Annotated in this window: 22 protein-coding genes, 1 tRNA gene and 2 pseudogenes; 20 read left to right on the top strand and 5 right to left on the bottom strand. The window is 51.4% G+C overall.

Annotation, left to right across the window (positions count from 1 at the left end; all coding sequences use genetic code 11):
* The 12 genes and pseudogenes from DK872_RS07640 (at position 1) to DK872_RS07695 (ending at position 11,118) form a co-directional block, all read left to right on the top strand.
* Complete coding sequence (locus tag DK872_RS07640; protein WP_161518206.1) at positions 1–2,010, top strand: lipase family protein; 2,010 nt, start codon at positions 1–3, stop codon at positions 2,008–2,010.
* On the top strand, positions 2,003–2,770 hold the full coding sequence (locus tag DK872_RS07645; RefSeq protein ID WP_161518207.1) for a hypothetical protein: 768 nt from the start codon (positions 2,003–2,005) through the stop codon (positions 2,768–2,770). Before DK872_RS07640 ends, DK872_RS07645 begins: the two co-directional genes overlap by 8 nt.
* A 48-nt stretch (positions 2,771–2,818) precedes the next feature.
* Entirely contained in the window at positions 2,819–3,289 is a 471-nt protein-coding gene (locus DK872_RS27495) for a hypothetical protein (protein ID WP_233218428.1), read from the top strand.
* Positions 3,290–3,637: 348 nt separating this feature from the next.
* Positions 3,638–3,904, top strand: a complete 267-nt coding sequence (locus DK872_RS07655; RefSeq protein ID WP_071531985.1) for a PAAR domain-containing protein — start codon at positions 3,638–3,640, stop codon at positions 3,902–3,904.
* A 3-nt stretch (positions 3,905–3,907) separates the two neighbouring features.
* Positions 3,908–5,068 (top strand): hypothetical protein, encoded by a 1,161-nt coding sequence (locus DK872_RS07660; RefSeq protein ID WP_161518208.1) that lies wholly within the window; start codon positions 3,908–3,910, stop codon positions 5,066–5,068.
* Positions 5,055–6,935 (top strand): annotated as a pseudogene (locus DK872_RS07665) (ImcF-related family protein); the annotation flags it as partial. The gene DK872_RS07660 and the pseudogene DK872_RS07665, both read left to right, overlap by 14 nt.
* Positions 6,922–7,161, top strand: a pseudogene (locus DK872_RS07670) (type VI secretion lipoprotein TssJ); the annotation flags it as partial. The pseudogenes DK872_RS07665 and DK872_RS07670, both read left to right, overlap by 14 nt.
* Complete coding sequence (gene tssE / locus DK872_RS07675; RefSeq protein WP_161518209.1) at positions 7,154–7,606, top strand: type VI secretion system baseplate subunit TssE; 453 nt, start codon at positions 7,154–7,156, stop codon at positions 7,604–7,606. The pseudogene DK872_RS07670 and the gene tssE, both read left to right, overlap by 8 nt.
* 215 nt (positions 7,607–7,821) lie before the next feature.
* Complete coding sequence (locus tag DK872_RS07680) at positions 7,822–9,204, top strand: VasL domain-containing protein (protein ID WP_161518210.1); 1,383 nt, start codon at positions 7,822–7,824, stop codon at positions 9,202–9,204.
* Between the two features lie 350 nt (positions 9,205–9,554).
* Positions 9,555–9,986 carry an SRPBCC family protein gene (locus tag DK872_RS07685; RefSeq protein WP_035889058.1) on the top strand — a complete coding sequence of 144 codons (432 nt, stop codon included), beginning with the start codon at positions 9,555–9,557 and terminating at the stop codon, positions 9,984–9,986.
* Positions 9,987–10,439: a MarR family winged helix-turn-helix transcriptional regulator gene (locus DK872_RS07690; protein WP_035889059.1), complete on the top strand. Its 453-nt coding sequence runs from the start codon at positions 9,987–9,989 to the stop codon at positions 10,437–10,439.
* Positions 10,440–10,626: 187 nt separating this feature from the next.
* The gene (locus DK872_RS07695) at positions 10,627–11,118 is read left to right on the top strand and encodes a DUF1003 domain-containing protein (protein ID WP_007371017.1); all 492 of its coding nucleotides are present in this window, start codon (positions 10,627–10,629) and stop codon (positions 11,116–11,118) included.
* A 200-nt stretch (positions 11,119–11,318) separates the two neighbouring features.
* Here DK872_RS07695 and DK872_RS07700 read toward each other — a convergent pair whose 3' ends face one another.
* Positions 11,319–11,801 carry a glutathione peroxidase gene (locus DK872_RS07700; RefSeq protein WP_007371018.1) on the bottom strand — a complete coding sequence of 161 codons (483 nt, stop codon included), beginning with the start codon at positions 11,799–11,801 and terminating at the stop codon, positions 11,319–11,321.
* A 260-nt stretch (positions 11,802–12,061) separates the two neighbouring features.
* Here DK872_RS07700 and DK872_RS07705 point away from each other — a divergent pair, with 260 nt between their 5' ends.
* From DK872_RS07705 to DK872_RS07720, 4 genes are read left to right on the top strand one after another with little or no spacing between them, the layout of a single operon-like run.
* Positions 12,062–12,640: a cytochrome b gene (locus DK872_RS07705; protein ID WP_007371019.1), complete on the top strand. Its 579-nt coding sequence runs from the start codon at positions 12,062–12,064 to the stop codon at positions 12,638–12,640.
* A gap of 13 nt (positions 12,641–12,653) precedes the next feature.
* The gene (locus DK872_RS07710) at positions 12,654–13,199 is read left to right on the top strand and encodes a tetratricopeptide repeat protein (protein ID WP_007371020.1); all 546 of its coding nucleotides are present in this window, start codon (positions 12,654–12,656) and stop codon (positions 13,197–13,199) included.
* A 60-nt stretch (positions 13,200–13,259) separates the two neighbouring features.
* Positions 13,260–13,736, top strand: coding sequence for a sigma-70 family RNA polymerase sigma factor (locus DK872_RS07715; RefSeq protein ID WP_202625989.1), 477 nt, complete (start codon positions 13,260–13,262; stop codon positions 13,734–13,736).
* Positions 13,733–14,530 carry an anti-sigma factor gene (locus DK872_RS07720; protein WP_079517609.1) on the top strand — a complete coding sequence of 266 codons (798 nt, stop codon included), beginning with the start codon at positions 13,733–13,735 and terminating at the stop codon, positions 14,528–14,530. The genes DK872_RS07715 and DK872_RS07720 overlap by 4 nt, the downstream gene beginning before the upstream one ends.
* 35 nt (positions 14,531–14,565) lie before the next feature.
* Here DK872_RS07720 and DK872_RS07725 read toward each other — a convergent pair whose 3' ends face one another.
* Positions 14,566–15,144: a YceI family protein gene (locus tag DK872_RS07725; protein ID WP_079517610.1), complete on the bottom strand. Its 579-nt coding sequence runs from the start codon at positions 15,142–15,144 to the stop codon at positions 14,566–14,568.
* 439 nt (positions 15,145–15,583) lie between these two features.
* Between DK872_RS07725 and codB the strand changes: the two genes are divergently transcribed.
* Genes codB through codA form a run of 3 tightly spaced genes read left to right on the top strand, consistent with a single transcriptional unit; the run spans position 15,584 to position 19,325 of the window.
* Complete coding sequence (gene codB / locus DK872_RS07730; protein ID WP_035889064.1) at positions 15,584–16,852, top strand: cytosine permease; 1,269 nt, start codon at positions 15,584–15,586, stop codon at positions 16,850–16,852.
* Between the two features lie 2 nt (positions 16,853–16,854).
* The gene (locus DK872_RS07735) at positions 16,855–18,090 is read left to right on the top strand and encodes a PucR family transcriptional regulator ligand-binding domain-containing protein (RefSeq protein ID WP_007371025.1); all 1,236 of its coding nucleotides are present in this window, start codon (positions 16,855–16,857) and stop codon (positions 18,088–18,090) included.
* The gene (gene codA / locus DK872_RS07740; RefSeq protein WP_079517612.1) at positions 18,087–19,325 is read left to right on the top strand and encodes a cytosine deaminase; all 1,239 of its coding nucleotides are present in this window, start codon (positions 18,087–18,089) and stop codon (positions 19,323–19,325) included. The genes DK872_RS07735 and codA overlap by 4 nt, the downstream gene beginning before the upstream one ends.
* 333 nt (positions 19,326–19,658) lie before the next feature.
* Here codA and DK872_RS07745 read toward each other — a convergent pair.
* Both DK872_RS07745 and DK872_RS07750 read right to left on the bottom strand, forming a co-directional pair.
* A tRNA-Arg gene (locus DK872_RS07745) sits at positions 19,659–19,733 on the bottom strand.
* A gap of 75 nt (positions 19,734–19,808) precedes the next feature.
* Complete coding sequence (locus tag DK872_RS07750; protein WP_035889067.1) at positions 19,809–20,735, bottom strand: formate/nitrite transporter family protein; 927 nt, start codon at positions 20,733–20,735, stop codon at positions 19,809–19,811.
* A 305-nt stretch (positions 20,736–21,040) separates the two neighbouring features.
* Here DK872_RS07750 and mlaA point away from each other — a divergent pair, with 305 nt between their 5' ends.
* Entirely contained in the window at positions 21,041–21,793 is a 753-nt protein-coding gene (gene mlaA / locus DK872_RS07755) for a phospholipid-binding lipoprotein MlaA (protein WP_007371029.1), read from the top strand.
* 61 nt (positions 21,794–21,854) lie between these two features.
* On the opposite strand, the gene fadL is transcribed toward mlaA, so the two are convergent.
* Positions 21,855–23,216: a long-chain fatty acid transporter FadL gene (gene fadL, locus DK872_RS07760; protein ID WP_007371030.1), complete on the bottom strand. Its 1,362-nt coding sequence runs from the start codon at positions 23,214–23,216 to the stop codon at positions 21,855–21,857.
* Positions 23,217–23,352 lie beyond the last annotated feature (136 nt).

The raw sequence follows: 23,352 nt of genomic DNA on the forward strand, positions 1-23,352 counted from the left end.
ATGACTACCGCTGTATCCTCACTCTGCCGTAAAAATCCCCATGCTCCATGTGAAGAGCAAATGCCCTACTGGGTCGAATTTCAACTGGTTGATGAGCAGGGCGATCCCGTGGCGAATATGCCATGGACTGTGGAAAGCGCTCATCCTGTTTCCGGGCCGGTGGAGGGATTCACTTATTCTGGTCAGAGCGATGCTGACGGGCTAATCAGGATCGATATGCCGCACGGTCTGGAGCTGAGGCTGACGTTAGATGGCAATCAGCTGGCTACGGAAATGGAACAACGTGCTTTACGCGTTAGTCGCGATGCGGAAAATGATTCTATTGTGCGTCCTGAAGCTGAAGAGAAAGGGTATATCTGGCACTATGCAGTTATCGGTGAACTTTGCCGTACCCTTCCTTCCGTTAAACTACGAAAAGGAGAAGTGTGGCCGCCATTTCATTTTCCGGCAGACAAGGTTATGAAAGGGTTGACGATAAGGTCAAATCAGCTTGAAAAACGTCATGTAATAGAAATATGTCCGTTCCGGGCTTGGGAACTTGTCTTACATCATCAGAAAGATTATTCGCTGGCGAATGCTATAAATTTAGGCGGAGGGGCTTGCTTAGCATATGTAGATGATAATGTGTTTGATGAAAAATCAATAACCCGCTTTTTCATAAGTCAATGTCAGGACTTAAAGCAATTACCAAAGTTTCATAAAGGTAGCAATACTTACAATGCCCTTGTATGTGATGTTCCCTATAGCGATCGCTATAATCCACCGGTGTTTATGGATACATCAAAAAATACCGGTGGATCTTCATCTGATGCCGGGAGCACTCCGAAAAATAATAGTACTACAGGCAAAGCCGATGGCGATACTCAGTTATATTACGTTTATAACTCAGATAAAGTGATAGTTTCATGGCGCGGCACAGCAAGTTTATATGACGTTGGAACTGATCTTTCATTTGCTCCGGTAAATACTCAAACATGCAATGCGGATAAGACTGAGTGTGCTGAATTGCTTTCGGCTGGAAAAGTTCATGATGGTTTTTGGAGTGGCTATTGTCGAGCCGAACGAAAATTTGAAGACCAAATGTTAGAGTTGGAACAATTAGCAGGTGGTTTGAAGTTATTCATATGTGGTCATAGCTTAGGTGGTGCATTAGCTTTGATTCACTCCGCGAAGCTAAAGAATTTAGAGCCTAAGCTATATACATATGGAATGCCTCGAACATTTACAAAAGATGCTATCCAGCAGTTATCCGGCATAACTCACTATCGTCATGTTAATGACAATGACCCGGTTCCTGCTGTTCCTCCTGAAGCTAATGTTGATAATGAACTATACAATTTGTGGGGACCAGTTGGTGCATTATTAGGTATGACTTGGTCCGTAGGTGAATTGATGGCATATCAATTGAAATCTTGGGGGGATTGTTTTTGGCATCATGGGAAAATCGTTGCATTTTTCACGGCAACGCAATTTAGAGAATGGAAAGAGTGTAAAATTAGTTTTCCTGAACCAGCTGGATGTATAACTTTGAGTGGCCCGCTACCAATTACAGCAAAGCTTTATCTGGTACCATCATTTGCAGAGGTGGAATCTGAAGAAGCTGGGAAAAAACAGCATGAATATAAAAAATCATTAACAGCAAATGATTTAAGTAAATATTTTCCTGAAGAGCAAAACCCATCCAGATTCGCGGGTTTAACTTTTGGGGAGCACTTCATGACATCTTATATGCCTTACATTAATAACAAAATTCTTGGTTTGATTGATAAGAAAGGTCTGAGTAAGAAGAAACACTTTACTGAGCATGCTGAAAATATTGTGAAATTTAAAGATCAAATTTCGGAAGATCAAAAATATATTCCCGACACTGAGATTAAGCGAAATGAATTGTTTCTCTTGCTGGAAGATAGGCTTGATGTGGCATTAAACACTACACTCTCAATGAAAGATGGTGGTAATGCTCTGGAACGTTTTGCTTTGTATGGAGAAGAGGATATGGAAAATGCATAAGTTGATAAAAATTATCGCTGTTTGTCTATCTGCATTTATTTTGAATAGCTGCGCACAGGCAATGGATAAAACTCTTTCTCCGCCTTCAGACACGAAGTGGGTGAATGTTGAAGTTAAAAACCCATCGCGTTATACCAAACCTTTTCCACTTGAGGTGACTTACATTTCGCATAAATGTCTTAAAAACAGGACCAGTGGTTTTGATGGTTCGTCGGTCACTGAACCGAGCTATAACGGAACGAAAATCCCGCTCCAGCAGCAGGGTAAAAGCGATGTCTGGATTGCTAAGGTTGCGATGAGAGGCGGTGGGTCATGTGACTGGACATTAAGCGAGTTCAATTTAGGAATTGAGTATATAGATGCAACGCATCTTGGAGAAGACCTTGCTCCTGGAGCTGCAGTAGGTGCAACGATTGCATTTGATAACGATGCATCAAGAAATGGTCAGTTCACCTTTGTGAAGGGGGATGTTAGGTTAACTCCGAAATATTATCCATATATAAGAGAGTGGCATTTGGTAAGGCAAAAAAATGAGCTAACCTTTCTTGCAAAGGAAAGATTTTTTTCTTATAGGGCGGAGGGGGCGACAGCGATATCATATATGCCAATGATTGATGAAAGTAAAGTTGTTAGATATATAGAGCCAAGAAAAAAAACGGATGACTCTCATCCCACTATAATATACCCGGATGGAACAGTTGTATCTGACGGTTCAACTTTTCCTGACTTTGACAAAGTAGATGGAATGAACAGTAAATGATTCTTTTATGATTGTATGGTTGTATCTGTTATATTCGGGGGTATAGGAATGCATAATTCGATAAAAATTATCACTGTTTTTCTGTCTGCATTGATTTTGAATAGCTTTGCACAGGCAATGGATAAAACCTTATCTCCACCGGCGGACACAAAATGGGTCAATTTTGAAGTAAAAAATCCATCTCAGTATACAAAGCCATTCCCGCTTGAGGTTAGATACATCTCGTATGAATGCATGAAAAAGAGAATCAGTGGATTTGACGGCTCAGTTGTCACAGAACCCAGCTATAACGTTATCGGGATCCCAATGATGCCAAGAAGTGGAAATATTTGGGAAGCAAAAGTGGCTATGACTGATGGTGGTTCATGCAAATGGACTTTAAGTGCAGTAAATGTAGGTGTTGAATATATAGATGCGGCCCATCTTGGGAAGGATCTTATCCCAGGCTCTGCTGTAGGTGGAACGGTTGCATTTGATGATGATGCCTCTAGGAATGGACAATTTGAAATCATAAGTTGAAATAGATTCAATTACGCCCCTAAATATTACCCCGTATTAGAACGGTGGAGTACTCAAAAGAATTCTACAAAATCAGATAAGCTGAACTTATTTGGGGGGGGAAGTTCCTTTTTTGATGTTCGTTTGATTGTAAAAGATAATGATGTCTGGGTGAATTACCATCCAATAATCGAAGAAAATAAGAAAGTTGAGATGATATTCCCTTATGAAAAGAAAAAAGGAGTGGCATTCACTTTTGTATACCCCAATGGTGAAAGGGTGTCATCGCGAGAAATAAAACCTGACTTTAAAAAGGTTGATGAAATGAAAGTTAATTGATTGTGTGTTTTTAATAGTCGAGAATTAAATATGACAAAAGGTTTGGTTTTACTTGGTGACAAAACTTCTCACGGCGGAAAAGTGATCTCCGCCTCTTCCAATATTACTGTCGACGGGAAAAAAGCCGCATTGGTGGGTGATATGGTGAGTTGTCCGGTAGATGGGCATGGAACTAATCCTATCGTGGAAGGATCACCGCACCGGACATTTAACGGCCGCGCTGTTGTCGTCGATGGCTGTAAATGTCAGTGCGGTTGTACTGTAATTTCAAGTGCTCAGAACAGCACGGTAGGATAAGCAATGGGCTGGGAAAGGACGAAAGCAACAACGATGGAGTTGCCTCCTGAACCATCTTTTACGGGATGGCTGTTGGCTGGTGGTGTTGCCGCGGTTGTGGGTATTTTGCTGTTTATTCTGCATGCGTCAGGCATGGTTAAGGCACTGGCTGCATTCAATATCTGGTGGCTGGCATCCAGCCCTGTTCTTGGCTGGTTTTTCCTGTTTTGTTTGCGGGGATGGCTGTGGGGCAGAACAGTCAATGAACATCAGTTTTTGCAGAGGGAGGCGGAATACGGACAGCAACGATGGGAAGCCTGGGCTGGACGCTATCTGGCCGTCCTTGGAAGCAGCATACTGCTACCTTCCGGAGTGACCTCTGACGCCATTGCTAAATCTGGTGCTACAGATGCGCCGCAATTTCTTTCACTGACCAGCCATTTTGATGCGCAATCGGTGAATTCCACCTCCTTGCTTGAACTGGGGCTGGCCGGTGTACAAAACGCGATCGCGATGCTGCCTGCGACAGTGCCGTTCAACGTCACCATTGTGAGCGACATGATTTCGTCAGACTTCGAGACCCGGTTTCGCAAATCATGGGGGAAAATTTACCCTGGGCGTGCGCTAACAGGTTCAGTTTCATGTTGTGAAGCCCTTTCTTTTGCCTGGCTCGAGGAGCGCCTTAAAAATCCCATTTTCGATATTGATTTGATCCTGATATTGCAGGACCAGGGTGCTGAACAGTATTCCGATGCACTCGCAGCGATGGTACTTACCAGCGATGATGTTGCTGAAAAATACCAGCTTTCACACTCCGCCCGCATATTGCGACCGATGCCGCTGGACATGACAAATTTCAGGGCTGATATGGGGTTGTTCCTCGAAACACAAACGATCGCCTGTCAGACATCAAACGTGTTCTGTGATTACGGGCACTGGAATGACGGGTTTGCTGATCTAATGACCGCGTCTCAATCACATCTGACACCGTGGGTGCCCCAGGAAATTGATGTACTGGAAAAATATAACGGAATTCCAGGGGGCGGGAGTGCGTGGCTTCTAGCCACATTACTGGCCGACATCGTGCCCGTCAGCAACAAACCTGTTTTAGGGCTGTTTACCTCAGGTACTGATCGTTTTGTCAGTACTGTTACTTCAGGGAGTGGAAATAATGATGCCGGGTAGTACATGGAGCAGAGGGGGGCTTGCCGGCATAATAGCCTGCATCTCAGCGATTATAGTGGCCTTGATCCTGCATTTTGGTCCCTCGTATGGCCTTGATACCCGACTGAAGCAAGTGCTTGCATTTGTTACCGTATGGATAGTCTTGCTGATTGTTTTCTATACGCCGTTCATGTTCCGGTACATGCGGGAAAAGTATCACCGCTGGCGGGAACAGAAGAACAATGCGTTGCCTTCTGATGAATCAAGAGTTGCCCGGACTCCGCCACGCAATGTCACCGTTGATTCCATCCGTGACGCCATGCGTAACCTCTACGGCCGGCGCTGGGGACGTAAAACACGCATCCTGCTGATAACCGGTACGACCGCTGAAGTAGAGCAACTGACTCCGGGTCTGACGGCTCAGCTCTGGCAGGAAGACCGCGGCACACTGTTGCTGTGGGGCGGTGACCTCAATACGCCAGCAGACAGTGCCTGGCTGACCGCGCTGCGTAAGCTGCGCCGTCGTCCGATGGATGGCATGGTATGGGTCACCTCGGCCTTTGACCAGCTCTCAGCACCTGGGCTGGAGCAGCCGCTGCCGGTACCGTCTGAAAGCACCATGGATTCCCTGTCTCATGCTATCAGCGCGCGTATGGATACGCTTGGCTGGAAACTCCCGCTGTATGTCTGGTGCCTGCACCCACGAGCCGGTAAGTCGGAAGGACGCATTACACAGGCGACCGGCTGCCTGTTGCCTGCCGGTTGTCGTACCGAGGGGCTGGCAGAACAACTTTCCGCCCTGACGCCAGATTTGATATCACAGGGCCTGCAGCAGACCTGCGGTGAGGTGAAACATAACTTCCTGCTGACGCTGGCTGACCAGCTCATTCGCGAGCCACAGAGCGTGACTGCACCGCTGTCGGTGATGCTCAATCCGTACCGCCCGTTGCCGCTGGCTGGCGTGGTGTTCAGTCAACCCTCAGCCGGTGCTGAACGTGCCGTGCCGCACCACTGGGGCATGGATAAGCGCTGGGATGTTCTGCCTGAATCCGTCCGGACGCTTCCTGCCGGACTGCGTCCGCGCAAACCGGGCATTCCATGGCGCAAAGTGTTTGCGTCAGTTGCTGCCCTGGCGATGGTGGGCTGGGCTGTGTGGATGGGTATCGCGTATATCACCAACCGCAGCCAGATTGACGGCGCGAATGCTCAGGCCGCACTTGCCGCCCGACAGAATCAGCCGCTGGAACAGCGCCTGCACGCACTGTCTGAACTTCAGAAAACGCTGGCCCGACTGCAGTACCGTTCAGAACACGGCGTGCCGTGGCACGAGAAGGCCGGACTGAGCCAGAATAACGCCCTGCTGGCCGCACTCTGGCCACGTTATCAGGACAGCGCACTACCGTTATTGCGGGATGCGGCTGCGGACCATCTGCAGACTCAGCTTAGTGCCTTCAATGCGCTGCCGCCAGGCAGCCCGCTGCGTGAGCGGATGGCAAAAACCACCTGGGAGCAGCTCAAGCTCTACCTGATGCTGGCGCGTCCGGAACATATGGACGCCGCCTGGTTCAGCTCGGCGCTGCTGCACGACTGGCCAAAACGTGATGGCGTGAAAGACGGCGTCTGGCAGGGCGTAGCACCGTCGCTGCTGTCGTTCTATGGCGCACAGCTGGTCACGCATCCAGAGTGGAAGTTCCGTGCTGATGAGGGCATGGTCAGCCAGGCGCGCTCGCTGCTGGTTCGCCTGATGGGTGTGCGCAACAGTGAATCGACCCTGTACCAGAAGATGCTCTCCCAGGTGGCACATCTGTATGTCGATATGCGCCTGGAAGACATGACCGGCGATACCGATGCATCCCGTCTGTTCAGTACCACGGAAGTCGTGCCGGGTAGCTGAGAAAGATATCCGCCTTCAGCCGGGCGGGGCGGTGATGGTGGATATGCCGATGGATGAAAATGCGCAGTATGTCGCAGTGGCTGGTATGTTTATGTCGCCGGACCAGGTGAACAACACCTGGCGGGTGGTGCTGAGCCGTGATGATCTCGATCCGGATAAAGCCCGGGTGATTGAGGCCGGTAACAACCGCCTGACCCTGAAGGCACTGAAAGATGATTGAGTCATCCCGTCCCTCACTGTATGAAACTCTTTATGGCAACTTCACTGGCGGCTTTGACCTGCATCAGGTCAGCGAGCAGAACCAGGTCGTTTTGTCCGTACTTGACAACATGCAGCGCGTTCTCAACTGTCGCGCCGGCACGCTGGCGCATCTGCCTGACTATGGGTTGCCCGATATGACGAAAATCCTGCAGGGAATGCCGGGAACGGCCCATGAGCTTATGGGCACATTGCCTGTCGTCCTGCTCAAATATGAGCCACGCCTGAAAAAGATAGGCGTCGTTCTGCTGGAGCAGAACGTCCCCGGCGAACTGCGCTATGCCATTGATGCTGAACTTAAAGGTATTGGCCTGGTGCGCTATGGCACGGAGTTTATGCCCGAAGGACGGGTGCTGTTGCGACATCTTAAGCAACAGCAATATCTCGACACGACAACCCGTATGTAAAGCCAGAGAATATCCTCTCAGTAAAATCTTGCTGAATATCAGCGATCACTGGAAGAAGCCCTGCTTACCGCTGAAGGTGCACACAGGGAAGATCTGCTAAGAGAGTGCTTTAAACTGGAACAAAAAATCCGGGATGTACATCGGCAATGTAGAAAGCTAAGCCGCATAAATAATAACCCTCCTGTGCTGCATATTAATTAAATGGACAACTGGTCATGAATGACATTCCCTACCGTAAAATTAAAACTGGCGGTGACCCACGCACGCTGGCGGATTATGAAGCTCTGCGCGATGAGCTGGGCAAACTGACTCATCCGGCTCGCCCGGATGTCAACTGGCAGCATGTAGAAAAACTCTGCCTCTCACTGTTCGGGCAAAATGGCGTCGAACTGCAAACTGCAGCCTGGTATACCCTTACTCGAACCCAGTTGGCAGGGTTGCCCGGCCTTAATGAAGGTCTGGCAATACTGGAGGCTCTTATAAACCACCAGTGGGGAACGCTCTGGCCACAGCCGGTCCATACGCGGATGGAGATCCTCAGTAACCTGAGCCTGCGTCTACAGCAAGTGATGCGCACTCTGCCACTTAACTACAGTGACCTGAGCCAGCTTTACACAGCAGAACAGCAACTTACCAGCCTTGGAACGATCCTTGAGCGCCTGGAGCTTAAGCACCTGAGCCAGTTCGATACCTTGCGGACGCTGATGCACAATAATGCTGTCAGGCTGGAAAACAGCGACGGCGCATCGGGTTCCGGTGCTTTCGTTCAGCCCGCTATCCTGTTGCCCCCGGGGATAATGGATGGCGCGAAAATAACGGCAGAAACCCCTTCTGCGCTACCTCTTCCAAAGAAAAATACAACGAGGTGGGTATATGTTCCCCAGCCGGAACATATACCGAATGTGGACGTTCTGTCGGTGATACCGGCGCCGATAAAAAAATGGAAATTTTTCGCTGCGGGGATGTGTACCATGCTGGCGATCGGCGCTGCAACGCTGTGGAGCTGGCACGTTTTGCGCCAACCTGACCCGCTACAGGTTCAGCTTGCTGCATCTCTGGCACCGTTGCCTGTAACTCTCACCCCTGTGCAGCGGGATTTGCTGAGCCAGCAGGCTCCTCTGGAGCAAGCCTTCATTACGCAGACACAGCAGCAACTTACCCGCCTGGAGAAACTTCCCCCTGACTGGAACATTGCCTACAGCCGGCAGTTAATTGAGCAGGCTCAGGCGCTGTGGCCGGAGCAGGCTAAATCCATTGTTTTACAATGGTATCAACAACTTAATGCCAGTGCGTTGTCAAAAGAAGACCTGGACGGCTGGCATCAGGGGATGACGAAGCTAAAGCAGCTGAGCGATCGATTGAACAGGCTGGACGAGCAGAAGGGAAGATACATGACGGTCAGCGAACTGAAGTCAGTCGTATTTTCCGCCATGCAATCCTTTAATCAAACCATACCGGTCGAAGAACAATTGCGGGCACTGTCGCTGACCCCGGCTGGTCAGGCTTTGTCTTTGGCCGATAAGACCCGGCTGGAGATGCGTCTGAAGCAGCTGATTACCCGTTATGCAGAAATAAAGCAGACTGCGTCGGAAGAGTGAACATCATTTACAGGGAAGGGAACTCTGGTGATAAAAAACGTAACGCTGAGCAGGCGCAGAAGTCTAAAACAGGCGTTCCGGAGGGGGAGGGGATAAAGGGGCATCGATAGCCAGAGGACTTCTTCTTTCCCGGCCCCTTCTATAAGCCGTTCTGGTGTTCTACGGGACAGGCATTTCGGCTTCCTCTGTTCTGACTGTGGATGCCGGATAGATATGTCACCAGAGCGAGCACCAAACAATCATGCCCCCACAGCGAAATAGAGACTCATCAGGGTTGTATAAAAAACTGGCGGCACATTATTATAAGTGCACATGCTATATGTTTACTTATTACAACTGAGGGGGATTTTATGAACAAAGATAACGTCTGGAGTAAATCCTTTACGCTCGCTGTAAACAGCAAGCCGAAAGCAATATGGCAGGCATTTATCGACACAGATAACTGGAAGCGATGGAACCCTGGCGTAAAGTCAATCACTATCGAGGGGCCATTTCATACGGGAACATGGTTCACGATGGAGTTACCGGAAGGTGATGTTGTTCGTAGCCAGCTTATCGATGTTTCTGAAGAAAAGTATTTTATTGATGAGACCAGGGTAGATGAAACGCTGGTCAGAGTTGAACATCGTATTGAAGCATCAGGTACCGGTCACTGCATGTTGATTTATGCTATCAGCACGCAAGGTTCCCAGGCTCAGGCTTTCGGAGAGGGAATAAGCTCGGACTTCCCTGAAGTGATGGCGGGGCTGGCAAAATACCTTGCGGAAACAGGTTCAATGTAAATGACATCTGAAAATAAGCCCCTTCCCAGCGCTTTCGAAGGGCCGGACGAGAGCCCCGGCTATTTACTGTGGAGAGTGTCAAATAGCTGGCAACGCGAACAACGAAATGCCCTGCAACACTTAGGCCTGACACACACGCAGTTTGTCGTTCTGGCTGTAGCCAGTTGGTTTGAGGAAAAGGAGGCGCTGACACAAATACGGTTATCACAGCTAACCGGGAGCGACACGATGACGATATCCCAGGTTGTTCGTGTCCTTGAAAAGGCAGACTATCTGGAGCGTATTCCGCATCAAAAAGACACGCGTTCCAAAGTGATTAGGGTAACAAAAGCGGGGCGGGAGCTGGCTGAACAAGCCGTGCAGGTTGTAGAAGCCACCGATAAAAAATTTTTTATGCCGCTTGAGGATAATGGACAATCCCTGGTGACTTTGTTCCGAAAACTTCTCCGATAACCCCGAATCCTGCTGTTGGCGATGGAATAATAGGGGTGTAGTTAAGTGGGGCGATGGGATTTATGCAGTCGTGAGAGCTACTGTATAACATATTTGACGTATATTTTCGTACGGTTGGGCATCAGTTTCCACTGATGCCAAAGTTTTCGTCGATGCCGACAATGCCCCGCAGCAGGAAGTTTTTGATATGCACAAAGATAAAGAGTTTCGTTTATATCGCCCTTTGAAGGATATTACGCATACTTTCGGCGAAGAGTGGTTTGCGCTGAAAGCAGAAGCCTTCGCACGTTTTTTCGGTACACCGACATTCCTTATTGGGCAGACTATCGCGGTGATCGTGTGGATTGTTCTGAACGCAGCAGGCGTCGTGAAGTTTGACCCCTATCCCTTTATTTTGCTCAACCTGGCGTTCAGTATTCAGGCTGCTTATGCAGCTCCGCTGATCCTGTTAGCGCAAACCCGACAGGCGGAGCGCGATCAGGCGCATGCCCTGGCGGACGCGCAGCACCGCGAAGATCTGGATGACGCAATGGCGAAGCGCCAGATGCTGGCCGAGGAGCAGTCGGCACAACTGTTGGAATTGCTGAAACAAAATACGCATCTGACCGAGCTGACCCGGCAAATGGCCGAGCGTATCGAAACGCTCGCAACGCAGCTTGCGCAGCGTGAGTTGCACTGACAGCAGCAGTCAATTTCTGGTGGTGGCTGGTTTCCACAATCTGCCTGCTGCCAGACAGTTGGCAGTTATCGCTCGCAATGGAACGAAATCACCCGTAAAGCTGGTTCTTAAGCAGACATGACAGGCTGCTATGTGCGATGAACGGATAATGAATTTTTCGGCAGCGCTCTAAAATTGAATGGTTCGAATTACCGATAAACTTAAATTTCAAGTGCCGCAAGGATTGTGGCTTCCATTTTCTCCGGGGTGGTGAACGGCGCAAAACGCTTGAGCGGTTTACCGTCGCGTCCGATCAGGAATTTAGTGAAGTTCCACTTGATCCGCCCACCCAGCACGCCGGGCAATTCGTTTTTCAGATAACGAAACAGCGGGTGCGCTGCACTTCCGTTGACCTCAACTTTCTGGAACATCGGAAAGCTCACACCGTAATTAATGTGACAGGTTTGCGCGATGTCTTCGGCGCCGCCGGGCTCCTGTTTACCAAACTGGTTGCAGGGGAAACCAAGCACCACCAAACCCCGGGCGGCGTATTTCTGGTAGAGCGATTCAAGGCCTCCGTATTGTGGCGTGAAGCCACAAAGGCTGGCGGTATTAACGACCAGAACCACCTTACCTGCGTAGTCGGCCATAGAGATAAGCTGGCCGCCCAGACTGGTGGCTGTAAGTTGATGAAAGGGAGTCATAGCGGAATCCTCAAAGCAGAACCAGTTTGACGTCGGCATTGCCACGTAGCTCGTTATTGCCGGGGCCTGGAGAGTAGATCCTGTTCCTGATTGTGTGGCAGGTCTGGATCGTGTGCGATACATCTTTGCAAAGTCGAACGGAAAGAACAACAAACAGGCGACCGTTGACCTGTGCTCCGGGATAAAAAAGTATTTTTTTCGAATAGATTCAGAAGGTGTGGCGTTTACCCATCATTAACACACTGATGGAGTCATAATTTATGACTGGAACAACGCAACCGTTAACACGACAGCGCTACGATAGCTTTACCCTGGTACTGCATTGGGTCACCGCAGCCTGTGTCATTTTCCTGTTTGCAAGCGCACATATCTGGGAGCAACTTGAGCGGGGGACGCCGCTGAGAAAAGGGTTGCAGGCTGTTCATATTTCTTGCGGAATTCTACTGGCACTGGTGATGGTAATCCGGCCGCTATGGCGGCTATACAGCCAGCACTCTCCCCATTTATCGATGCCGCCGGTTGAAGGTGCAAGGCTTGCTAAACTGCTCGCACATGGCATGCACGGCGCGCTTTATCTCCTCCTTTTCGCACAAATCGTGCTTGGGTTTCTTTTCCGCTGGTCGCAGCAGGAACCCTTCTCGTTCTTTGGTCTTTTCGACCTGTCTGGCTGGGTGCAGATTACACCAACGCTACGGCATACCCTCGCTCAGTGGCACGGCAATGTGGCCTGGGCACTGGTTTCGCTGGCATTTGTGCATGCTCTGGCGGCGCTTTTCCATCACTACCTGTTACGGGACAGCGTACTGAGCCGTATGCTGCCTGGCCGTGCTTTTCGTTAACCCGGAGTTCACCATGAATCTATTTTCGTTTGCACATTCCGCAATTATTCAACGTCTGCTGCCCGTGGTGTTTGTTCTGCTAACCACGCCGGTTTTTGCCGCAGGTGACGATAATACCAACAGCAAAACGCCGGATTGTCCCACCGGGCAGGTGTATGACAGCACGACAAAACAATGCGTACCCGAGAAAACAAGCCAGCTCAGCGATGAAGATAAAACGCGTTATGCTTATCATCTGGCAAAAAAAGGGGAGTATCAGGCGGCCCTGGATCTGCTCAACACGCTGAAAAATGGCGATACTGCGGAAGCCTGGAATTACCGCGGCTATGCCACACGTAAGCTGGGTCGTACTGATGAAGGTATCGGCTATTATCAGCGTTCAATAGCACTCGATCCGACCTATGCCAAAGTACGTGAATACCTTGGTGAAGCATGGCTGGTGAAAGGGCGTCCTGACCTGGCAAAAGCGCAACTGGAAACCATCGCCACACTTTGCGGCCAGAGTTGCGAAGAGTACAGGGATCTGCAGGCTGCTATCGACGGCCATCCTGAATCCTGAGAATGGTATGAGGATAAAAAAATCACTACCAGTGACGTCCGTCAGCATCTTGCTGAACATCTGACACGCCTGTGGCGCTATGGGCTGGTTCTGTCGCGTAACCGCGAGGTTGCCGAAGAACTGGTGCAGTCTACCTGTGTCCGAGCGCTTGAAAAAAGCGCGCAGTTCACCCCCGGCACACGCATTGATAGTTGGTTATTCACTATTCTGCATTCCATCTGGATTTCAGAGGTGCGTTCCCGCCGGGTGCGGTTGGGGCAGGGGTTCGTTGAAAGCGATGAATTACTGGCGCCGGATACGTATGAACAGGATGAGGCGCGCCTGCACTATGCGAAAATTATGCAGTACGTGAGCGCTCTGCCGGAAGCACAACGCAATGCGGTATTTTTAGTCTATGTTGAAGGTTTTACCTATCAGGAGGCGGCAGATACATTGTCTGTCCCGATTGGCACGATCATGAGCCGGCTGGCTACGGCGAGGGCGAAAATCGCCCAGGTGATTCACACGCCGCACCCTGTACAGGAGAAGCGATATTGAACTCAATGAGATTTACAGCACCGTACAGCGATGAAGCGATAGTCGCCTGGCTGGATGGCGAAATGCAGGCAAGTGATGCAGAGCGCTTTGAGGCTGCGCTCGGTCAGGATAAACAACTGGCGGAACGAACAGAAGTGTTAAGGCTCAACCAGACTGATATTGCCCGCGCCTTCGCGCCCCTGCTGAAAGAGGCGCCGCAGTCTCGCCTGGAGGCACAACTGGCCAACATACTCGCCCAACCATCGGTAACCACTGCCGGTGCAAAGGGAGTTAGCCGACGCGCGTTGATCGCGGCCTCGCTCAGTTTTCTGGTTATCGGTTCAGGGATGGGCTATTTCGCGCGGCCTGCAATAAAGGCTCAGGGCGAGAGCGAAAAAATTCGTGACCTTGAGGCACAGTATATGTCTTTGTACAGTGCAGAAACGTTGCTTGATACAGACAGTTCCCCGTTAGCATTGCAACGTGGACTGGCGCGTACTGCACAAGACATAGGTTTGCAGGCGAATGAGCAGCAACTTGTGCTGCATGGGGCAGAGCTGAAAATGGTGCGTATGCTGCGCTATGACAGCACCTCGATTGCGCAAATCGCCTGGATGCATGCGGATTATGGCCCGATGGCGCTGTGTATTTCACCAGACCGCCAGCCAGCCAGCACAGAACTGAATCAAGAACAGCGCCATACGATGAATCTCATCTGGTGGCATTCCAGAGGCTACCAGTTTGTGTTGATTGGCCGTAACCCTGCTTCCCAACTGAAACAAAACGCACTGACGCTACAGGCTGCGCTTTCATAGCAAAAGGGATGCACCGGTATGCTGGCCGGAAATGTTTATACGGCCTGATGCAGCCGGGCCTGAATCTCAATATTGATTGTCACGTTGTCATCTACAAGCGCAGCGAAACTGTCCATATTGAATGCTGAGCGTGAAATCGTCGTTGAGGCATGCAGATAAATGCTCTCAGCACTGGTGAGCCCGGTGTTTTTCCCCATCAGTAAGGCATCCAGAATGACCGGGCGCGAGACGTTCTTAACCACAAGTGTGCCAAAAATCCGAAAATGGCCCTGTCCCAATGCCACCACGCGGCTACTGATGAAAGTGATATTCGGATAGCGTCCAGCGTCAAAAAAAAGCGTCCCTTTCATCTGCCAGGTTAACAGTCTGTTAGACGCCTTCAACGTCGCCACCGGAATGGATACATTGATAGTGTCGTACTCGTCGTTTCCGGCATTGAGTGCAATATCACCCGTTACATCTCCCAGTCTGGCCTCAGAAGTATCGCCAAATGCATGCCAGGAGAGGGTAATCGTTGTTTTCTGCGTGTTGATACTGTAGTTAGCAGGGCTGGCATATAACGAAAAGGGATTGATTAAAAATCCGAGAGCGATTACAGGCACGATACGCGTCATGTTGATAATCCTTGATGTGTTTAGCGTGTAAACGTGCCAGCCGTGTTTTTTATTCGATTCAGGGTTCACCTCCATTGTGCAAATACACTTAAAGCGATTTGCTCCCACGTTGATTAACACCAGCGGAAGTTACAACCTCTGCCCTGGCACCAAGCTGACCGACTGAAAAGTATCCCCGGCAGGGGAGATTTTCCGTTTTCCAGGTGGGCCTCATATACCCCTTCCATGGTAAATGTACACATATCGATGTGTATCCATCGCTGCCCCGTTATGGTGCGAAAGTTTGCACCATGCACAATATCCTGGCGGTTAACTGCGGATTAATGAGTATTTGTGTGCAATGTGCCCACTTCATTGTGTGGCCTCTGCCCAGATATTTTTGGCATATCTCTTGCTCTTTTGTGCATAGCCATTCAGATAGCCACTCAGAGGTTCAACTATGTCAAACAGCAATGATTTTCCGCTCGTCGAAGCGCCTGCATCAGGGCGCAAGGGTATATTTTCGATTTCCATGGTTCTGTTCAGCTTTACTTTCTTTACCGGCACGATGTTCGCGGGCGGTAAGCTCGGCGTCTCTTTTTCCATCGTTAACCTGTTGTGGATTGCCGTTATCGGTAACTTTTTGCTGGCCCTCTATGCCGCGTCGCTCGGCTGGATTGCTGCGCGCAGCGGGCTGAATACCGTGCTGATGGGGCGTTTTTGCTTCGGTGAAATAGGCAGTAAGCTCGCCGATTTTATTCTCGGTTTCGCTGAACTGGGATGGTACGCCTGGGGGACGGCGACCGTCGCCATTTCGCTGGTCAAAATCCTCGCCATACCTGAAGCCATGACCATTCCGCTGATGATCCTGTTCGGTATTCTGTTCTGCGTGACCGCGCTGGTCGGCTACAAGGGGCTGGATGCGCTGTCGCGCGTGTCGGTGCCGCTGATGTTCATTCTGCTGGTTATTTCTATGTATATTGCTGCCCATCACGCTGGCGGCTGGCAGGCGATGACCAAAATCGAGCCGGGCGGAAGCGAAACCATGGCCTGGTCAGCGGCTATCACCATGGTGTTCGGCACTTTCGCCAGCGGGGCGACCCAGGCGACAAACTGGACGCGTCTGGCCAACTCCAGCCGCACCGCCATCGTCGCCAGCATGGGCAGCTTCCTTGTCGGTAACGGGCTGATGATTGTTGCCGGAGCCTGGTGCGCTATTGTCTACCAGCAGGCTGATATCGTGGAAGTGCTGATTTTGCAGGGGCTGTCCGTCGCTGCGGTAGTGATGCTGTGCCTCAATCTGCTGACGATTCAGGGGCCGACGATTTATAACGTCTCGGCTGCCGCCTGCCATCTGCTGCGCAGTGAGCACCGTCGCACCCTGACTATTGTCGCCGCTGGCGTTGGCATTCTGCTGGCCATTGGCGGTATGTATGAAATGCTGATCCCTTTCCTGGTCTTACTGGGCAGCATCATTCCGCCCATCGGCGGCGTTATCCTCGCCGACTACTGGTTTTATCGCGGCGGCCGCTATCCGCTGTTGCAAACTGCCCGTTTGCCGCGCTTTAACTGGTCGGGGCTTTGCGCCTACGCCGTGGGAGCCGTGGTGGCTTATCTGTCGCCATGGATCGCGCCACTGGTGGGCATTACCGTTTCTGCGCTGGTCTACATCGCCCTGACTCGCCTGAGTAAACGTCAGCCTGCCGCTGATTCGGTTGCGGAGCAGTAACCATGAGCCTGACGGTCAGAGAAATCCTCGCCCTTGAGGAACTCTCCGCTATGCGCCTGCGCGCGGGCAAGCAGGGACTGCAACTGGCGGTTCGCTGGTACTACGTCGCAGAAAATGAAAATATCGCCGAATGGATCATGGGCGGGGAACTGGTGTTTATCACCGGGATCAACCATCCCCGCGATGAAGACAACCTGATCCAGTTGCTGATGGAAGGCAAGCAGCGCGGGATCGCCGGAATGGTGATCCTGACCGGAGGCGACTATATCCAGTCAATCCCGCTGCGTTTGATAACCCTCGCCGATGAGTTGGGTATTCCACTGATCGAACAGCCCTATCTGCTGAAGATGGTGATTGTTACCGAACGCATTGGCACCGCACTGGTGCGCAGTGAAAACGCTCTGCAGTCGCAGCGCGATATTCTGATGCAGCTGTTAACCGGGGATTATCCCGATCTGCAAATCCTGCAGCAACGCGCGATCCATCAGCGACTGGATTTTACCCGCCCGCTGCGGGTCGCGGCATTACGCCTTGAGGGAATACAGAACCTGTTTCGTCAGTTTCCACCCGAGCAGGCGGAAGCATGGTTACAGCAGGCTCGCCGTAGCGTACGCCAGCGATTGCAGCAGCAACTCAATCAGCAGGGCAACCCCTTTCCGCTGGTAGAACGCAGCAATATGTTTATCTTCCTGCTTCCGGATGAGGAAGGTGAGTTTTATCAGCAGAAAAAGTGGTTACAGCAGTGGCTGCTCGCGCTGGCGGATAGCGACGATGGGTTGTCGCTACTGTGCGGCCTTTCCGCAAGAGTGCAGCAATTACAGGATTATCAGCGCGCGCTGTCGCAGGCGCGTCAGGCGCTGGACCTCAGCGATAATCTGCGTCCGGCCCAGCGCATTAGCGACTATCAACAACTGGGCTTTATCAAACTACTCTCTGCCATCGGCGACCCTGCGCTGCTGAGCGATTTTATGCATGACACCCTCGGCTGTCTGATAGAACGCGATCGCAAAAGCCCATGGCTGTTAATGGAGACGCTGGAAACGCTGCTCCAGGAGAACGGTAACGTGGTCAGGGCCGCCGAACGGCTTGGTATCCACCGCAACACATTACATCAACGTATTCAACGAATTGAAAAGCTGACCAGCTATCCGATCAGCCATCCGCAATTCCATCTCAACGCCTCGGTCGCTTTAACGATCTGGCGTATGTCGCAAAATCATTTACGGGAACATCCATGAAAATTATCAACGCGCGCCTGCGCCATAAAGAAGCGCTCTATACCCTTGAATTACAGGACGGTGTGATTAAAAGCATCACTTTGCAGACCTCAGCGCAGGTAGCTGAGGTCTGCGATATCGATGCGCAACAAAAACTGGTTATCCCGCCATTTGTCGAGCCACATATTCATCTCGATGCCACCCTGACGGCGGGCGAGCCGGAGTGGAATATGAGCGGCACCCTGTTTGAGGGGATCTCCCGCTGGAGCCAGCGAAAAGAGAGTGTAACGGTTGAAGATACGCGTCAACGCGCGCTGAAAACCATCGGTATGCTGCGTGATAACGGCGTGCAGCACGTGCGCACCCATATTGATGTTACCGATCCCTCCCTGACGGCGCTTGAAGCCATGCTGATGGTGAAAAAAGAGGCGGCTCATCTTATCGACCTGCAAATCGTTGCCTTCCCACAGGAGGGCATCGAATCCTTCCCCGGCGGGCGAGATCTGATGACTCGAGCCATTGAGATGGGGGCCGACGTGGTGGGCGGCATTCCGCACTACGAAAACACCCGTGACAAGGGCGTCAGCTCACTTGTTTTTCTCATGGATCTGGCCCAGCGCCACGGCTGCCTGGTCGATGTGCACTGCGATGAAATCGACGATCCGCAGTCGCGCTTCCTGGAGGTGCTGGCGGAAGAAGCCCGGGTACGTGGAATGGGCGCGCAGGTTACCGCCAGCCATACCTGTGCCATGGGATCTTACGATAACGCTTACTGTTCGAAGTTGTTCCGGCTGCTAAAAGTGTCGGGCATTAACTTTATCTCCTGTCCGACCGAGAGTATTCATTTACAGGGGCGCTTCGACACCTGGCCGAAACGTCGCGGCGTGACGCGGGTGGCTGAACTGGACCGCGCCGGGATCAATGTCTGTTTTGCTCAGGATTCCATCCAGGACCCGTGGTATCCGCTGGGCAACGGCAATATTATGCGCATCCTCGACGCCGGCCTGCATATCTGCCATATGCTGGGGTATAAAGATTTGCAGCGCTGCCTCGATCTTATTACCGATAACAGCGCCCGGGCGCTGTGCCTGGGTGATAATTACGGCATTGTCGAAGGACGCCCGGCTAACCTGCTGATCCTTGACGCGGAAAATGACTATGATGCGGTCTGTCGCCAGGCCAAAGTGCTGACGTCAATTCGCCACGGTGAAATAATCATGCAGCGCCAGCCGGAACAGATTGGCTATCCAGCCTGACACGTTAAGCCCGGCCAGTTAACCTGCCGGGCTTAAAACGCGCACCTTATCCGGCCCCGATCCGCTGGCTTTCATTATTGTGGACAACTGGATAAGGTGCGCTTTCAGCGGCTTAAACGTCGGGTAGGGTTGACCTGCTCTCAATAGATGAATGTTGCGTGTGTAGTTCAACCGAGGGAGGTAGCGGCAATTGTAGGGGGCTCACTTTTCCTTGAACAGGGCATTTATTGATTCACGTTGAAACTGGTAGATATCGGCTGATGCCGCATAGCTAAAGTTGAAGGTAATATAAGGATGCTTATTGCATTCGGCAGACGTCAGGAGAGGGATATATGGTGTCCCCTGCAGGAATCGAACCTGCAATTAGCCCTTAGGAGGGGCTCGTTATATCCATTTAACTAAGGGGACAAGGCGGCAGGAGTATAACGTCATTTATCTGCTGCGTTAAGCGTGTTTGCCGCCAAGTGGTTAAACCGTCACCGTTTATGCTTTTTTTTCTGCACCTTCGTCGGCGCTTGCCTGTGCTTCTGCCCGGGCTTTTGCTTCAGCCTTGCGTTTGTTGATCATGTCGTTACGGATTTGCGCATGGCTGAGCAGGGCGAAAATAAAGGTACCGCCGCAGATATTTCCGGCGAGCGTTGGCAGGGCAAATGGCCAAATAAATTCGCTCCAGTGCACGGTACCGTTAAATACCAGATAAAAAATCTCTACCGCGCCGACCACAATGTGCGTGGTGTCTGCCAGCGCAATTAGCCACGTCATCAACACGATCACCACAATTTTCGCGGAGCCCGCAGACGGAAACATCCACACCATTGTCGCAATGATCCAGCCGGAAAGAATCGCATTAGAAAACATCTCCAGCGGCGTATTCTTCATCACATCCATGCCGATTTTGACAAAGGCATCGCGGGTCTCTTCGTCAAACACCGGCATATATTCAAACGCCCAGGCCGCAATAGCGGTACCGAGCAGATTTCCCAGCAGCACCACGCCCCATAACCGCACCATCAGGGCAAAATTTCCCCAGCCAGGGTTTTGCATCACCGGCAGCACGGCCGTTACGGTGTTTTCGGTAAAGAGTTGCTGGCGGGCCATGATGACAATAATGAAACCGAAGGTGTACCCCAGATTCTCCAACAGAAAACCGCCCGGAACGCCCTCCAGTTGCACATGGAAAATCCCTTTTGCCAGCAATGATGAACCCATCGACAGCCCGGCGGCGATAGCCGACCAGAATAGCGCCATGGCGTCTCTTTCCAGCTCTTTTTCACCATCCTGGCGAATATGTTCATGAATAGCCATGGCCCGGGAGGGGAGGCGCTCTTCATCAAGTTCGATTTTTTCGCCGCGCTTTTTTTCGTCGCTCTCAACCTCGATTTCATCGCTGTGTTTATCGATTTTCTCCATACTTACCTCGCTTCTGCTGCTCTGATGTCTAAAGCGTAGCGGTTTTACGCTGCTTTCCATGGCGGCATCGTCTTAAAGTGCCGGGAAAAGCAACAATGGCGATACGGCACAGGCAAAGTTTGTATAGAATTGTTAATGAGCCGTATAGATAATGTGGGCTATGCTGGTTTGAGTCTCGTTCACTGCGTGGACATCATAATATGCGCTGATACAATGCGTTGCATAACTTCGACGCAAACCCGGCGTCGCGTTCGCGTTATTATGGATGACCTTCAGCACTGGTCATTTTCTTCAGGGAGACACCTATGAAACACCGCCTGTCGGCGCTTGCGTTGGCAACCACTGTACTGGTCGGCTGCGCCAGTTCTCAGCAGACGCAGGGACGTTCGGACCCGCTGGAAGGGTTCAACCGGACTATGTACAACTTCAACTTCAACGTGCTGGATCCGTACGTTGTTCGTCCTGTGGCGGTAGCATGGCGTGATTATGTGCCACAACCTGCGCGCAATGGTCTGAGCAACTTCACCAGCAACCTTGAAGAGCCTGCACAGATGGTGAACTACTTCCTGCAGGGCGATCCCTATCAGGGCATGGTGCATTTTACGCGTTTTTTCCTGAACACCTTGCTGGGGATGGGCGGCTTTATGGACGTCGCCGGTATGTCGAACAGCAAATTGCAGCGTGAAGATCCGCACCGTTTCGGCAGTACGCTGGGGCACTATGGCATTGGTTACGGTCCGTATATGCAGTTACCGTTCTACGGCAGTTTCACACTGCGTGAAGATGGCGGCGATATGGCGGATACGCTCTATCCGGTGCTCTCGTGGCTGACATGGCCGCTTTCTGTCGGTAAATGGACCATTGAAGGTGTCGAATCCCGTGCGCAACTGCTCGATTCCGACGGCTTGCTGCGCCAGTCTTCCGATCCTTATATCCTTGTGCGGGAAGCCTATTTCCAGCGTCACGATTTTATCGCCAATGGCGGCAAGCTGAAGCCGCAGGAAAATCCGAACGCGCAGGCGATTCAGGGCGATTTAAAAGATATCGATTCGGAATAAATCCGGTCGCAGCCAATAACAAAGGTGAGCCAGGCTCACCTTTGTTATTATTGACGCGTTATCAGAAGGCGTAGTTGAAGTTAGCGCCGTAGAGGAACGCGCGGCCTTCAGACTGGAACGTATACGGGCCTTCGGTGAACTTCACTTTCTGACCATGCATATAAGAGAAGCCAACATCGACGGAAGCATCCTTATTAAAGGCATAGGTCGCCCCCGTGCTCAGCCACAGACGGTCCTGATCAGGGATGGAGATCGTGCGTTTGTTAGCCGGAACCGGGCTGTCATCAAAGGCGATACCGGCGCGGAAGGTCCAGTTATCATCCATATAATAAGTGGTACCCAGCGCGATGCGATAGGCATCTTTAAAGCCTTCATCTTTATAGAACAGCGTTTGACCACTGTCACCGGTCGCTTTCAGCTCCTGGAACTGGCTCCAACTGGTATAGGTCAGACTGTAGTGAATGGCCCACTGTGGAGCTACGCGGTTATAACCCGAAACTTCCCACATCTCTGGCAGATGGAGCGACAGCGAGCCATTGGTGGTCGAGCCGCCAGTACCATACGGCAAGCCAAGACCCAGTGCTGTGTTGATCGGGTTAAGCGTTGTCGGCAGGCTGCTCTTATAATCGCCGTCGAAGTCGACCTTCACTTCGGAGCGGTAAGTTAAGGAGTAACGGTTGTTTTTATCCAGCTCGTAAAGGATACCGGCGTTCCAGCCAAAGCCCCATTCATCGCCTTTCAGATGCGCGATTTGCGTATCACGGCTGATACCGCCCGCCTGTGCGCCAATAGCGGCAGCCTGCTGGGCGCTAAGCTGGCCAGATTGCACCATGCCTGGCAGGCTGGCGCCGATGATCTGCGGCAGATCGCCAGCGTAACGCTCAACCTTCGCGCGAGCATAAACGGCGTCAAAACCCAGACCGAAGCTCCAGTGGGTATCCAGACGATACGCGCCGCTAAGGTTCAGGTTCAGTGTTTCGAGATCGGTTTTACCGCCCATCGACCCGGCTGCGTAGTCATTATTAAACTCTGTTGCCAGCCCAAAGTTGGAAGTCAGCGAAGCCCCCCAGCCGAACTGATCGTTAATCGGCGCGACAAAGTGCAGGTTTGGTATCCACGCTGTCGGCGCAATGTTTTTCTGGCTCGCATCATTACCAATCGCGGAACGGCCGGAGACATCGACATCCGGATCAACAAACACCGCGCCGCCGGAGAACGTCGGGCGGTCAAACATGGTAATCAATGCAGGGTTGCGGCTGACGTTACCTGCATCATCCGCAATTGCACCTTCACCGGAATAAGCACGGCCAAGACCAGAAGCCGAAAATTCATTGAGTTGAAAGCCTGCGGACCAGGCCTGGGTAGAGACAATTGCCACTGCGACTGCCAGAGCAGACTTGGTAAAACGGGTTTTCTGGCTCATGACCATAACCTCATTCGAAATCGATTTATTTTTATTCAAACTATGTTACGTGTTGTAACAGGAGCGCGAAGTGTAGGGTCTGTGTTACAGCAGAGAAATCAGACCAGTGGCGGAAGTATAGGTCCGACCAGAGGGA

Origin of the sequence: Kosakonia sp. MH5 (genome assembly GCF_009935945.1) — a bacterium.
In the GTDB taxonomy this organism is placed as follows: domain Bacteria; phylum Pseudomonadota; class Gammaproteobacteria; order Enterobacterales; family Enterobacteriaceae; genus Kosakonia; species Kosakonia radicincitans.

Bases quoted from the DNA above. Each gene is read 5' to 3' on its own strand.
- DK872_RS07735 (WP_007371025.1), top strand. From the start codon at position 16,855: ATGAGCCTGACGGTCAGAGAAATCCTCGCCCTTGAGGAACTCTCCGCT.
- DK872_RS07690 (WP_035889059.1), top strand. From the start codon at position 9,987: ATGACATCTGAAAATAAGCCCCTTCCCAGCGCTTTCGAAGGGCCGGAC.
- tssE (WP_161518209.1), top strand. From the start codon at position 7,154: ATGATTGAGTCATCCCGTCCCTCACTGTATGAAACTCTTTATGGCAAC.
- DK872_RS07700 (WP_007371018.1), bottom strand. From the start codon at position 11,801: ATGACTCCCTTTCATCAACTTACAGCCACCAGTCTGGGCGGCCAGCTT.
- DK872_RS07685 (WP_035889058.1), top strand. From the start codon at position 9,555: ATGAACAAAGATAACGTCTGGAGTAAATCCTTTACGCTCGCTGTAAAC.
- DK872_RS27495 (WP_233218428.1), top strand. From the start codon at position 2,819: ATGCATAATTCGATAAAAATTATCACTGTTTTTCTGTCTGCATTGATT.
- fadL (WP_007371030.1), bottom strand. From the start codon at position 23,216: ATGAGCCAGAAAACCCGTTTTACCAAGTCTGCTCTGGCAGTCGCAGTG.
- DK872_RS07695 (WP_007371017.1), top strand. From the start codon at position 10,627: ATGCACAAAGATAAAGAGTTTCGTTTATATCGCCCTTTGAAGGATATT.
- DK872_RS07750 (WP_035889067.1), bottom strand. From the start codon at position 20,735: ATGGAGAAAATCGATAAACACAGCGATGAAATCGAGGTTGAGAGCGAC.
- DK872_RS07710 (WP_007371020.1), top strand. From the start codon at position 12,654: ATGAATCTATTTTCGTTTGCACATTCCGCAATTATTCAACGTCTGCTG.
- DK872_RS07640 (WP_161518206.1), top strand. From the start codon at position 1: ATGACTACCGCTGTATCCTCACTCTGCCGTAAAAATCCCCATGCTCCA.
- DK872_RS07660 (WP_161518208.1), top strand. From the start codon at position 3,908: ATGGGCTGGGAAAGGACGAAAGCAACAACGATGGAGTTGCCTCCTGAA.
- DK872_RS07680 (WP_161518210.1), top strand. From the start codon at position 7,822: ATGAATGACATTCCCTACCGTAAAATTAAAACTGGCGGTGACCCACGC.
- DK872_RS07645 (WP_161518207.1), top strand. From the start codon at position 2,003: ATGCATAAGTTGATAAAAATTATCGCTGTTTGTCTATCTGCATTTATT.
- DK872_RS07655 (WP_071531985.1), top strand. From the start codon at position 3,638: ATGACAAAAGGTTTGGTTTTACTTGGTGACAAAACTTCTCACGGCGGA.
- DK872_RS07725 (WP_079517610.1), bottom strand. From the start codon at position 15,144: ATGACGCGTATCGTGCCTGTAATCGCTCTCGGATTTTTAATCAATCCC.
- mlaA (WP_007371029.1), top strand. From the start codon at position 21,041: ATGAAACACCGCCTGTCGGCGCTTGCGTTGGCAACCACTGTACTGGTC.
- codA (WP_079517612.1), top strand. From the start codon at position 18,087: ATGAAAATTATCAACGCGCGCCTGCGCCATAAAGAAGCGCTCTATACC.
- DK872_RS07705 (WP_007371019.1), top strand. From the start codon at position 12,062: ATGACTGGAACAACGCAACCGTTAACACGACAGCGCTACGATAGCTTT.
- codB (WP_035889064.1), top strand. From the start codon at position 15,584: ATGTCAAACAGCAATGATTTTCCGCTCGTCGAAGCGCCTGCATCAGGG.